The following is a 12,176-nucleotide window of genomic DNA, read 5'->3' as shown; positions in this document are numbered from 1 at the left end:
CGAACAATCAGTTTTCCACAGGAGAACACAAATGAATACCCAAATTTATGTGAACTTACCGGTAAAGAATCTTAATAAATCTATCGAATTTTTTACCCAACTTGGCTATACGTTTAATGCCCAATTTACCGACGAGACCGCCACCTGCATGATTGTGAGCGAAGACATTTTTGTCATGTTGTTGACCGAGGCCAAATTCCAAACCTTTACCGCCAAAGCGATTTGCGATGCCACAAAAAGCACGGAAGTGCTGTTGTGTTTGTCTTGCGAAAGCAGGGCTGGTGTCGATGGCATGGTGAGTAAAGCCGTTGCTGCTGGAGGTACAACTTACAACGAACCACAAGACCACGGCTTTATGTATGCACATGGATTCCAGGATCTGGATGGGCATATTTGGGAGCTGATTTATATGGAGCCTGACGCAGTAAACCAAGGTTAACAGTGTATAACCACAGACTAAAAATGAAGAGGTATTTTATTGGCTCACTGAAAACCAATTGATTGATAAGGAGGCACTATCATGACTATTCCAACCTATCTACCTTATTATGTTCTTACAGGGAGCGTGGGCATTATCGCCGCAATCCTTTTTGGGTTACACAACGGACTGGTGAAAGCTGATTGGCCGGCACACAGCCGCAGATCCGTCGTGCGAACGACAGCCATTATTCTAATTGGTTGGTTCGCTTTAGCCACCGTGCTTACCGTGTTGGGAGCCTACCATGCCGACTCCAATCGTATTCCTACTATTCAATACGGGATCTTTGTGCCAATCCTCGTCGGCGGATTCCTGATCTGGCGATCACCGTCAGTAAGACGGGTAATCGATGCAGTACCTCAGCAATGGATCGTGGGTGTTCAGGCCTATCGGGCGCTGGGGGTTATTTTTCTGATTCTCTATGCGACGGACAGATTGCCGGGACTGTTCGCTTGGCCCGCCGGGCTCGGCGATGTGTTGGTGGGCGTGCTCGCACCGGTTGTCGCGCTCGCATACGCACGCGCGCCGCACGTAAACGCCGACTTGGTTTCTATATGGAACATTTTTGGTCTTGTTGATCTTGTCGTGGCCGTCTCGACCGGGGTCCTCACCTCGCCGTCTCCAGTACAACTTTTTGACTTCGATCAACCCAACGAACTGATCACCGTATTTCCGCTAGTACTGATTCCGGTGTTCCTTGTACCGGTTTCAGTTTTGCTCCATCTGACATCATTGTCCAGGCTGTATGAACCAGCGCCCCAGAGTCAAAGCGAAGAGTAGCCCAATGGGATGGACACCTCCCACCTATCGGCATCAAGGTGCCAGACTGATAGAATTAAACTATCAGACCACTTAGAGGAGGCATCCACCATGAATATTAAACGAATTGGCATAGACTTAGCAAAACAGGTTTTTCAACTTCACGGCGTAGATCATCAAGAAAAACCTGTATTACGGAAACAGCTGCGGCGGAATCAAATGTTAAATTATTTCGCCAAACTATCACCCTGTTTGATAGGCATAGAAGCGTGCAGCAGTGCGCATTATTGGGCTAGAGAGCTACAGAAACTTGGGCATACCGTTAAACTGATGGCTCCCCAGTTTGTAAAGCCGTATGTCAAAGGCAACAAAAATGACGCTAACGATGCTGAAGCGATTTGTGAAGCCGTTGCCCGTCCTAACATGCGTTTTGTGGCCATTAAAACCATTGAGCAACAAGATATTCAAGCGGTGCATCGCATCCGTAGCGGACTGGTGCAACAACGTACCGCTAAAGTGAACCAAATTCGCGGCTTGCTGGCTGAATATGGCATGGTCGTTGAGCGTCGCGTGGAGACATTGCGCAAGGCATTGCCGTTGTTGCTTGAAGATGCTGAAAATGGGCTCAGTTTTGATTTCAGGGCTTTGTTGCAAAGTTTACAGCAAGACCTAATCGCCCTAGATGACCGGGCTAGTGAAATGGACAAAAAAATCCAGCAACTGGCAAGCAGCAACAGCACGGCCAAAAGGCTGCAACAAATCCCCGGCATTGGCCCCATTACCGCCACGGCCTTAGTCTGTGCCATCGGTGATGCCAAACAATTTAAGCGGGGACGCGATTTAGCAGCCTGGTTAGGATTAACCCCCAGACAGCACAGCAGCGGTGGTAAAGACTGCTTATTGGGCATCAGCAAACGGGGCGATACCTACCTAAGAACTTTACTGATACACGGCGCCAGAGCGGTGCTCAAAGTCGCCGATAAAAAAGATGATCCGCGCAGTCGTTGGCTGCAAAACTTATGCAGCCGACGTAATAAAAATATCGCTGCTGTCGCCTTGGCTAACAAGAATGCACGCATTGTCTGGGCCTTGTTGACCAAAGAAACTGATTTCCTGCCGGAAGGCAAACCGGCTTAAGTTCGAAAAACAAGTTTTCAAACTTAAGCCGGTTGAGATAAAGGAGTTACTCACTCACGATTGTTAAGCAACAACTACTGATGGTAAACAGGTCGAACCGGCGTTTACAGAACCTGATTCATCCGGTGTGCCTTAGAGCACGATAGCCCGATTAGGAGTAAACGCGCGAATAGCCCATTATGGCCCGAGCCAATGCGCTCAACTGGGAGGCCGGATATACGTGTGCAGTCGTACCCTAAAACCTGAAGTAATTAATGCTTGCAAAACGGGAGGTGTCCATATATGGATGGAGCTTGCGGAATCCAGGCTTTCGAGGCTCCGATGTTCCGCTTGTGCTTCATACGCACTACGCACTGGTAACAACAAAAATGAAACAATTTGCGTGTTATAAAAATACTTAAACTTACAGGAGAAATATCATGAATTATGTTGATGGATTTGTTCTTGCAGTACCCACAAAAAGTAGAGAAATCTATAAAACTTTTGCTGAGGAGGCGGTTGTAATATTTAAAGAACACGGCGCGCTAAAAATAGTGGAGTGTTGGGGAGATGATGTGCCGGAAGGCAAAATTACGTCTTTCCCCATGGCCGTCCAGTGCAAGCCAGACGAAACAGTGGTTTTCTCCTGGATACTTTGGCCGTCGCGTGAAGTGCGTAATCAGGGTATGGAGAAAGTCATGGCTGATCCGCGTTGCCAGCATGACCCGAATACTATGCCATTTGATGGCAAGCGTATGATATACGGCGGATTTGAAATGATTGTTGAAGAATAAAAAGCTGTTCACCTAACCAGCCCTATTCTTAAGGAGCCAACATGCCAAACCTATTAGTCCAAGCTTACCCGACTTTCGGCGGCCGCTGCATTCGTCGCGTAGCGCCGTCGAACTCGCGCCCCGTTGGGCATTAATGTGGCTGAATCTCAAACGGTAATTCAATGAATACTTATATTGCACTTTTCAGAGGTATCAACGTTGGTGGGAAGAATTCCCTGCCGATGAAAGAACTCGTTGCGCTGCTTAAAGGCCTCGGCGCTAGAAACGTCAAAACTTACATTCAGAGTGGCAATGCAATATTTCAAAGCACTGAAAAAGACACACCACATCTTTCCCAAAAGATAGGCACCGAAATTAAGAAGCGCTGCGGTTTCGATCCCTGCGTTCTCGTCTTGAGGCTTGATGAAATAGAAAAAGCGATTGCGGAAAACCCTTTTCCCGAAGCGGAAACCGCCCCCAGTACTTTACACCTGGGATTTCTGGCTTGCACACCTGAAATCCCGATTTAAAGAAGCTTGAAAGCCTTAAAAAGGAAAGCGAGCGGTTTCATCTGAGGGATAGCATGTTTTATCTGCATGCACCAGAGGGTGTGGGTAGATCCAAGCTCGCTGCCAGTAGTGAAAAACTGCTTGGTGTTCCAATGACTGATCGAAATTGGAGAACCGTATGCAAAATCAGGGGAATGGCAACCGAACGCTCGCCCATGTTTCTCTAACTCCCAAGCGCCAACTTGGAAATTAGTAAAAATAGCATTTTTGGTGAATCAACATGTTTAAAATTATCATTATCATAATCGCCGTGCTGATAGCCGCGATCCTTATTTATGCCGCAACCCGACCCGATACCTTTCGCGTTGAACGTTCGCTCAGCATCAAAGCGCCACCCGAAAAGATATTTCCCCATATTAATGATTTTCACCAATGGCAGTCATGGTCGCCGTGGGAAAAAATCGACCTTGCGGCTAAAACCACCCACAGCGGAGCTGCCAATGGCATAGGTGCGGTGTATGAGTGGAACGGTAACAATGAAGTCGGGCAAGGGCGTATGGAAATTATTGAGTCATCCCCACCATCCAAAGTGATACTCAAAATTGATTTTATCAAGCCATTTGAAGGCCACAATACCATTGAGTTCACGCTAGTCCCACAAGGCGACACGACAACTGTCACACAAGCCATGTATGGTTCGAGCCCCTATCTATCCAAAGTGATGTGCCTGTTTTTCAGTATGGATAAAATGGTGGGTACTAAATATGAAGAAGGGCTGGCTACGCTGAAAGCTATTGCTGAGAATTAAACGATTGCATCCACTGGAGGTTGTATGAATATTCAAAACGTACCCATTGCAACGACAGCAATGCTAATCCGCAAACCCGTTTCAGAGGTGTTTGAGGCTTTTGTGAACCCTGCCATCACTGCCAAGTTCTGGTTCACCAAAGGCAGCGGTAGGCTTCAAGTGGGTAAACAAATCCGCTGGGATTGGGAAATGTACAATATTTCAGTGCAGGTGAGTGTAAAAGCGATTGAAGACAATAAGCGAATACTTATCGAATGGGGGGCGGTTGGTGAAAAGCCTACGACGGTGGAGTGGGTTTTCACATCTCGATCCGATAATACCACTTTTGTAAGCGTCACCAACTCTGGCTTTAGCGGCGATGGCGATGAGATCGTAAGCCAAGCACTCGATTCAACGGGGGGATTTGCGCTGGTGCTGGCTGGGGCGAAGGCATATCTTGAGCATAACATCAGCTTGAATCTCATCGCAGATCGTTTCCCTGATAGGCCTTGAAAGTAAACTAAATTGTCTTCGTTATTCAGCGCATTACGCTGAGCTTAGCTGAACCCAGCCACTTTAAATTTAGGAGTAAATATCATGCAAAAAATTACGCCATTTTTATGGTTTGACAACCAAGCGGAAGAGGCGATGAATTTTTATGTTTCCATCTTCAAAAACTCAAAAATCTTGAGTGTTAACCGTTACGGAGAAGGCGCACCTGCGCCGAAGGGTACGGTGATGACCGCCAATTTCGAGCTTGATGGGCAAGTGTTCACGGCATTCAATGGCGGCCCGATGTTCAAGTTTTCGCCCGCCATCTCGTTTGTTGTGCATTGCGAAACGCAAGCAGAAGTTGATGAGTATTGGTCGAAACTTTCCGCAGGTGGGAAAGAAAATCAATGCGCCTGGCTGGACGACAAATTTGGCGTGTCCTGGCAGATTGTACCCAATGTCCTCATAGAATTATTGAGCGATCCTGATCCGGCAAAAGCTGGAAGAGTGATGCAGGCTATGATGCAAATGACAAAAATTGACATCGCAGCATTGAAGCGCGCTTATGAGCAGCCTTAAAACGTTATTGGGAGCGAGCCTACCATTGCCGAATTTTGAATTTTCATCGTGTTCAGATAAGGAGTAATGATGAAGCCGCCAAGCACAGGACTACTTAACGGGTCACACAAGGAACTATCAGGCGAGGGTCAACTCAACAATGGCAAGCGCCATGGCAAATGGAAGTTTTACTACAAGAGCGGTGGCGTGAAAGCTGTCGGAGCGTACTTGAACGGCGAATTGGACGGCTATTGGGAGTGGTGGCGTGAAAACGGACAACTTCTACAAGTAGGCGCTTTTGCCAATGCTGTTCAAGTTGGCCTCTGGAAACGCTACTACGATAACGGCCAACTTTTGGACGAAGGAATGTACGAGGACGGCAAGAAGGTTGGTGCATGGAATGTCTATGATAAGTCAGGGGCAATCAAACAGAGTAAGGCTTACAAATCAAAGAAATAAGATCACAAACGTAAAGGAGAAAACCATGAGTACATTTAAACCAATTCCCAAAGGTGAGCACGCTGTCACCCCTTACCTTGCAGTCAAGGGCGCAGACTCGGCCATTCAGTTTTATCAACGGGTGTTCGGGGCAAAAGAAATCGGACGCTTGTTGATGGGTGGTGCAATTGGGCATGCTGAATTGCAAATTGGCGATTCCAAAATCATGTTGGCGGAAGAAAACCTTGATTGGGGTAATCAAAGCCCTGAGACGCTGGGCGGGACATCTGTGACCATAGCATTGTACGTGGACGACGTTGATGTCACCTACCAGCTTGCGCTTGACGCAGGCGCAAAAGCAATTGAGCCGGTAAAAGATCAATTCTATGGCTTACGTGCGGGCGTGTTGTGCGATCCGTTTGGGCATAAGTGGCATATCATGACGCCTATTGAGGATGTCTCATTTGAGGAGATGCAGAAGCGTTGCGACGCATTATTTGCGGCCAAGGAATAGCTCTCTGAATTAGGGTAACAACACCATGCAAGCCATTCTGAAAATGCTCGAAGGCGGCGACCGTCGCTCCATCGGCAGATCGAACGAAGTGGTCGCTTTAGTGTTGGATAAACCCAAACTTTTCGATGTATTAATTTCGGGCATGAGTCTCTTTGACCCGCGGGTGTGTATGCGTTGTGCGGATGCCGTAGAAAAAGTTACTGTCCTACACGCTGAATATCTGCGACCTTACAAGCACACGCTGATTGAAGAATTGAGCCGGATAGAGCAAAAGGAAGTTCGCTGGCATGTTGCCGCGATGTTGGCTCGTTTGCCGCTCACCGAAAACGAGCAGCAACGTGTCATTGACCTATTGCTGTCTTACACCAATGACCGCAGCAGCATCGTCAAGACACTCTCCATGCAGGCGCTCGCAGAGCTTGCCGAGCGTGATGAAAGTTTGCGACCACAAGTTTTGCGGCATATCGAAGAACTTTGTGTTATAGGAACCCCAGCGATGCGAGCGAGGGGGAAGCATTTATTAGCGGAGTTTCGTAAATAACCACCTTGGTGAACCCGGAGAAAGGAAAGCGTATGGTCAATCTTAAGAAGATAACACCAACAAATATGAGCAGCATCAATCAACACCATGAGAATTAAAATCATCCTCATCGCTTTCATCTTAAGGGTGGCTTTACTGCTTTCGCTAACCAGTTGTAGTGCTTATACACCGCTCTTTGTCGATGCGGATGGTCACCTCATACCGGGCTCTATCGCGACCATGGAAACCGTGAGCATCGGAGGTATACCCCAGAGCATCTGGTTTCGCGGCGTGGATACGCAAAAACCGGTTGTTATCCTGCTACATGGTGGCCCCGGCATCAGCGAATCGGCCTTATTTCGCCACTATGATGCTGCACTGGAGCAGCACTTTTTGATGGTGTATTGGGAACAACGTGGGGCTGGGCGCTCTTATCATTCCGACATTTCCCGCGACTCCATGAGCATCGATCAGTTCGAGCGCGACCTCGACCAGATTGTCGATCTCGTCAAACAACGCTTCGGAAAAAACAAAGTCATACTGTTAGCGCACTCCTGGGGTACCGTACTCGGCACGATCTATGCCTACGAGCATCCTGAAAAAGTCGCTGCCTACGTCGGCGTGGCACAGATCGCAAATTTCAGCGAAGGCGAGCGGCACTCGTATGAGTGGGCGCTCGCTCAAGCCACCGTGCGGGATAACAGCGTTGCTATCGCTGACCTGCAAGCCATGAGCCCTCAACCCCACTCAGTTGATGATGAATTGACTAAAGGCAAGTGGGTAGAAAAATTCGGCGGAGTGTTTCATCAAGATATCTCCACTTGGAAGCTAATCCAGGCGGCATTGAGTACCGATGAAACCAATCTTGTCGACCTGATGAAGTTTGGGCAAGGAAACCGATTTTCCCTCGAAAGCCTAAGGCCTGAGTACGCCAAAGTCGATCTCACCCGTTACCGGTCTTTTAAGGTTCCGATAGTTTTTTTCTTGGGCCGCCACGATTGGCACATCCCATCAGTCCTCGCTGAGAGGTATTTCAAAATAATCGATACGCCCTGCAAGCGGCTGGTATGGTTCGAGGAATCGGCACATAACCCACCCTTTGAAGAACCCGAAAAATTCATTCAAGTTATGCTTGATGAAATTTTGCCGTTAGCAACGGAACCTATCTCTACTTCAGTCTATCGTTAACTGTGATTAAGGGCACCTATGGAAAAAATTAACCTCAAGAAAGAGTTGAAGTATCTATATCAACCTTCTGCCAAAGAAGTTGTTCAAGTTGATGTTCCGGCGATGAATTACTTGATGATAGATGGCGAAGGGGATCCCAATACCTCACTGGCATATGCTGATGCGGTTGAAGCCTTGTTCGCCGTTTCGTATGCCATCAAGTTCATGGTCAAAAAGGGCTCGTCGGCCATTGACTATGGCGTCATGCCACTGGAAGGTCTTTGGTGGGCCGACGATATGTCGAAGTTCACCACCGAGGACAAATCCAACTGGAAATGGACAATGATGATCATGCAGCCTTCCTTTGTCACACCGGAAATCATCGACAGTGCTATTGCCAATGTGAAAAAGAAAAAGAATCCAACGGCACTTTCCAAGCTACGTCTGGAAGCCTTTTCGGAAGGTAGGCGTGCGCAAATCCTGCATATTGGCCCGTTCTCCGAAGAAGGGCCAACGATTGAGAAGGTGCATCAGTTCATTGATTCCAGAGGCAACCGGACTGGGAAACATCACGAAATTTACTTAAGCGATATTCGGAAAGCTGACCCGGCGAAATGGAAAACCATCATCAGGCAGCCAATGCAATGAGGGCTAACTCTGACATGAGGATTCATAAATTGATTGAAATTAGGAGGAAATATGAAAGCAGCAGGAGACTTTGAAGTTAATCTTCAACCGCTAGATACTTACGCTACGGGAGATGGTGGAATCAATCTTGGTCGAATGTCGATTGATAAGGTATTCAATGGCGATTTAACGGCGAAGAGCAAGGGCGAAATGCTGAGTGCGATGACCACTGTAAAGGGTTCTGCTGGCTATGTTGCCATCGAGCAAGTCAGCGGAAGTCTATCGGGCAAGAATGGCAGCTTTGTTTTACAGCATTTTGGCACCATGAGTCACGGCAATGATCATCTTGTCCTGGAGGTCTTGCCAGATTCCGGGGCAGGCGAACTCATTGGGCTTTCGGGGAAAATGACTATCAGGATCGAGGGCGGCAAACATTACTACGAATTTGATTATGAATTGTCTGGGCGAACGGGTATTTGAACGACTTAACTGCGTTTTTTAAAGCCGGAGCATGGGCTAAAAAACGTGCAGCCCTGTACCCTGCGGGTATCAGTCGCGAACGATGGGCTTCGCGCCTTAGCCCGTCGTGGGCTATTCGCTGTCTGCCCGATTGATATTTTTGTAATTACTTTCTAGTTTCATTGGTTTATATACGGTATGTCCGAAACACTAGCTTCAAGCGTTGATCGGAAAATAATGATCGCCCCCCTACCAAATCCGTATGTCGTGATGGTAATACTGATCATTAAAAAAACACGGAATGCCATGGGAAATATTCCCTCTGATGGTGATTCCAATACTGGAAACATGGACTGCATAAGAAACAAACTTGAATTGGTAAAGGCACCGATGACCATAGACCATCGCACATGCCAGGGCAAGGGTACTTTCGCGGCATAAAAGCCTAAGAGCAAAGCACTCATTAATAAAAAATCTATGTGTCCCTGAAGTAATCGGTGGAAATCTTTAAAAATTATTTTTATGAAAGGTAACTCTAATTTCATAAAAACCAGACACCATGCTAAAACCAATGCCACTAACAGCCACAAGGTGGCGCCTCTCAGTAAAACGATATTGCCTGCATGTTTAGAATTTTGATACATTGTCGATTCCCTCAAAGTTTATATTTGGCAAAAAACTGACATCGCTTGGTGCCCGGTGTGTGACAATTGCCAAAGTAGTTTTATCTAGCCAGTTGAAGTTTTTAGTATGACCGTTTTTGCCGTTACCCGCTGGTGTGAAACGGAACTAAAACTTGATTAAAACGGCTGTTTTGCTAATGTTTAACAGGGAAACAGATTTTCAGTGTTCATAATTGGCAAAGGTCCGGTACATGGATATTAATACTTCATCCTCCTCCTCGAAACTTCTGAGCAACAAAGGCGTTGCTGGTCTTAAGCTTTCGACAAACGATATTCCACCGCGTGAAAGACAGGAGTGGTTGCGCGAGGTGATATGCCGTGAGTATGCCCATGTTGCAATAACCTCTCCTGCCAAAGATGCCATGTTTCAAAACCTGGTTATTTATCCCTGGAACAATCTGCAGCTATCGGTCATTCGATCTAGTGCGCTTACTATTGAACGGTTACCGCAGGAACCGTATTTGCACAGTCAGGATGCTTACTTCGCGGTCATCCTTGTTTCCGGTGATTACTTGATGATGCAGAATGGCCGGGAGGTTTTTTTACAGCCGGGCGATATGACCATTTACGATGCCACCAGGCCGCATCGAATACAGTGTCCTAAGGATTTTACGAAACTGATTATTTCAATTCCTCGCGCACGCTTTAGAGACCGTATAGCCGGGATCGATAATTGTACAGCCCTGCGTATTCCAGGCACGGTGGGAGCCGGATTGATTGCATCGAATTTTCTACGTTCGCTTGCCAGCCAAACCGATCACTTAAAAGCGTATGAATTTTCTACTCTTTCCGATCATGCGCTCGACTTACTGACATTAGCCGTTGCATCCGTGCGTCCAGTTGATTACTCCTTGTCCAGAAGTCGGACGATTACAATTAACCGTATCAAGGCATTTATCGAGCAAAGACTTGCTGATTCGACTATAAATTCCACCATGATTGCCAACTGTGTAGGTTTGTCATCACGTTATATCAACGATCTCTTTGCAGACGAGGGGACTTCTCTTATGCGCTATGTCTGGAAACGTCGATTAGAGAACTGCCGGAAGGATATGCTGAATCCGGTTCATGTCGGCCATCGACTATCCGATATTGCGTTTCGCTGGGGATTTAATGATCTCTCGCATTTCAGTCGCGCCTTTAAACAGCAGTTTGGTTGTTCTCCTCGTGAGTTTAGACACGTTGAAGCCTAGCGGCATCAACAGTCGCCCTAGAACTGGCAAGTTAATTGCCTCGGTTATCATTTAGCGAACAGGGTCAGACAAACGAAACACCGCATTTTTGATCTATAGGGATATCACAAAGTCATGAAGCGTTTCTTGGTTATTTTTAGCATAGGTTAATTTGATATAGTTCAATGAAATGATTTTTGTTTTACAATTTTACAAACCATTAGGCAAACAAATGACGCAATGTTTTGCGTCATTTAGGATGTCTGATATTAGTTAGGCTTTCTGGCGCGAGAGTTTCCGGTATCGGTTTGACTTCGTCAGCTACGGTGGTTGCGGACAGTTTTTTTTTGGTTTTCTTCAGGAATCCTGCACATTCGTAGCTTGGTTTTTGCTGTTGCTACGTTTGCTTAGCCCCGTTACTTAGGTTTGGTTTATGAATCCAAGCATCTATGAAGCTAGTCTGGAAAATTTCGCTCATATCCAGGCACTAATTTCCAAATCTGCCCGAATACTTCAGCCGCAATACTATAAAAAGTCAGAAATTGAAACGGCATTGGAGTTAGTGAGCGGCATAGAAGAATTGATTGCCGCTGGCAGTTTCCTTGTTGCTGAGTACGAAAAGAAAATCATCGGTTGCGGGGGGTGGGCAATTGATGTTTCTGAGCCTTTTATGCCCCAGAGGGTACAGAAAGCAGAAATAAGGGGCTTTTTCGTGCATCCAGATTTTGCTCGAAGAGGTGTTGCTACGCACCTCCTTACCACCTGCGAGAGTGAATGTTTGCGTAGAGGTATTCAGGCTTTATATTTGACAGCTACACTTTCTGGCGAGCCATTTTATAAAAAGTGTGGTTTTTCTGAATTTGAGAGATTCAAGCAAAATTTGTCGAATGGAGAGGCTTTTGAATTGGTCAAAATGGCAAAAGAAATACAACGCAGAAAGGCGTAATCCATAGGCTGTAATGGCGTGTTGTACTCTATGTTTCTAATTAGTGCCTGAAAGAAAATCAAAATATGCCATATAATACAATATGTTATAATTAATACGAAGCACCAAGATCTATCGTGCTGGCACCGATTTTACCACTTATCCGCCTAAAATAGGCTTGTCAGTGGCTAAAACCACA

17 protein-coding genes are annotated in these 12,176 nt (G+C 46.6%); 16 read left to right on the top strand and 1 reads right to left on the bottom strand.

What is annotated here, in order from left to right; genetic code table 11:
- Positions 1-31 precede the first annotated feature (31 nt).
- The 14 genes from Q7V21_RS14705 to Q7V21_RS14640 all read left to right on the top strand — a co-directional run bounded on the left by Q7V21_RS14705 (position 32) and on the right by Q7V21_RS14640 (position 9,218).
- Positions 32-439: a VOC family protein gene (locus Q7V21_RS14705; RefSeq protein WP_304918002.1), complete on the top strand. Its 408-nt coding sequence runs from the start codon at positions 32-34 to the stop codon at positions 437-439.
- 81 nt (positions 440-520) lie between these two features.
- A complete protein-coding gene (locus tag Q7V21_RS14700) occupies positions 521-1,258 on the top strand; it encodes a hypothetical protein (protein WP_304918001.1) in 738 nt (245 codons plus the stop codon).
- A 90-nt stretch (positions 1,259-1,348) separates the two neighbouring features.
- Positions 1,349-2,374: an IS110 family transposase gene (locus Q7V21_RS14695; RefSeq protein ID WP_304918000.1), complete on the top strand. Its 1,026-nt coding sequence runs from the start codon at positions 1,349-1,351 to the stop codon at positions 2,372-2,374.
- 419 nt (positions 2,375-2,793) lie between these two features.
- Positions 2,794-3,147, top strand: coding sequence for a DUF1428 domain-containing protein (locus Q7V21_RS14690; RefSeq protein WP_304917999.1), 354 nt, complete (start codon positions 2,794-2,796; stop codon positions 3,145-3,147).
- A 161-nt stretch (positions 3,148-3,308) separates the two neighbouring features.
- Positions 3,309-3,656: a DUF1697 domain-containing protein gene (locus Q7V21_RS14685; RefSeq protein ID WP_304917998.1), complete on the top strand. Its 348-nt coding sequence runs from the start codon at positions 3,309-3,311 to the stop codon at positions 3,654-3,656.
- A gap of 259 nt (positions 3,657-3,915) precedes the next feature.
- Positions 3,916-4,443: an SRPBCC family protein gene (locus Q7V21_RS14680; protein ID WP_304917997.1), complete on the top strand. Its 528-nt coding sequence runs from the start codon at positions 3,916-3,918 to the stop codon at positions 4,441-4,443.
- Positions 4,444-4,467: 24 nt separating this feature from the next.
- Positions 4,468-4,935 (top strand): SRPBCC family protein, encoded by a 468-nt coding sequence (locus tag Q7V21_RS14675; protein ID WP_304917996.1) that lies wholly within the window; start codon positions 4,468-4,470, stop codon positions 4,933-4,935.
- An 84-nt stretch (positions 4,936-5,019) separates the two neighbouring features.
- Positions 5,020-5,493, top strand: coding sequence for a VOC family protein (locus tag Q7V21_RS14670; protein ID WP_304917995.1), 474 nt, complete (start codon positions 5,020-5,022; stop codon positions 5,491-5,493).
- Positions 5,494-5,559: 66 nt separating this feature from the next.
- Positions 5,560-5,931 (top strand): toxin-antitoxin system YwqK family antitoxin, encoded by a 372-nt coding sequence (locus Q7V21_RS14665; protein ID WP_304917994.1) that lies wholly within the window; start codon positions 5,560-5,562, stop codon positions 5,929-5,931.
- Between the two features lie 25 nt (positions 5,932-5,956).
- Positions 5,957-6,424 carry a VOC family protein gene (locus tag Q7V21_RS14660; RefSeq protein WP_304917993.1) on the top strand — a complete coding sequence of 156 codons (468 nt, stop codon included), beginning with the start codon at positions 5,957-5,959 and terminating at the stop codon, positions 6,422-6,424.
- 25 nt (positions 6,425-6,449) lie between these two features.
- Positions 6,450-6,965, top strand: coding sequence for a hypothetical protein (locus Q7V21_RS14655; RefSeq protein ID WP_304917992.1), 516 nt, complete (start codon positions 6,450-6,452; stop codon positions 6,963-6,965).
- Positions 6,966-7,052: 87 nt separating this feature from the next.
- On the top strand, positions 7,053-8,132 hold the full coding sequence (locus tag Q7V21_RS14650; protein ID WP_304917991.1) for an alpha/beta fold hydrolase: 1,080 nt from the start codon (positions 7,053-7,055) through the stop codon (positions 8,130-8,132).
- Positions 8,133-8,150: 18 nt separating this feature from the next.
- Positions 8,151-8,759, top strand: coding sequence for a GyrI-like domain-containing protein (locus tag Q7V21_RS14645; protein WP_304917990.1), 609 nt, complete (start codon positions 8,151-8,153; stop codon positions 8,757-8,759).
- A 51-nt stretch (positions 8,760-8,810) separates the two neighbouring features.
- A complete protein-coding gene (locus tag Q7V21_RS14640) occupies positions 8,811-9,218 on the top strand; it encodes a DUF3224 domain-containing protein (protein WP_304917989.1) in 408 nt (135 codons plus the stop codon).
- A gap of 158 nt (positions 9,219-9,376) precedes the next feature.
- Here the strand turns inward: Q7V21_RS14640 and Q7V21_RS14635 are convergent, their stop codons facing one another.
- Positions 9,377-9,841, bottom strand: a complete 465-nt coding sequence (locus tag Q7V21_RS14635; protein ID WP_304917988.1) for a hypothetical protein — start codon at positions 9,839-9,841, stop codon at positions 9,377-9,379.
- 230 nt (positions 9,842-10,071) lie between these two features.
- Between Q7V21_RS14635 and Q7V21_RS14630 the strand changes: the two genes are divergently transcribed.
- Both Q7V21_RS14630 and Q7V21_RS14625 read left to right on the top strand, forming a co-directional pair.
- Positions 10,072-11,073 carry a helix-turn-helix domain-containing protein gene (locus tag Q7V21_RS14630; RefSeq protein ID WP_304917987.1) on the top strand — a complete coding sequence of 334 codons (1,002 nt, stop codon included), beginning with the start codon at positions 10,072-10,074 and terminating at the stop codon, positions 11,071-11,073.
- 412 nt (positions 11,074-11,485) lie between these two features.
- Entirely contained in the window at positions 11,486-11,998 is a 513-nt protein-coding gene (locus tag Q7V21_RS14625) for a GNAT family N-acetyltransferase (protein WP_304917986.1), read from the top strand.
- Positions 11,999-12,176: the final 178 nt, after the last annotated feature.

Source organism: Methylophaga sp. (genome assembly GCF_030651745.1).
This window is presented reverse-complemented; position numbering and strand designations above follow the sequence as displayed.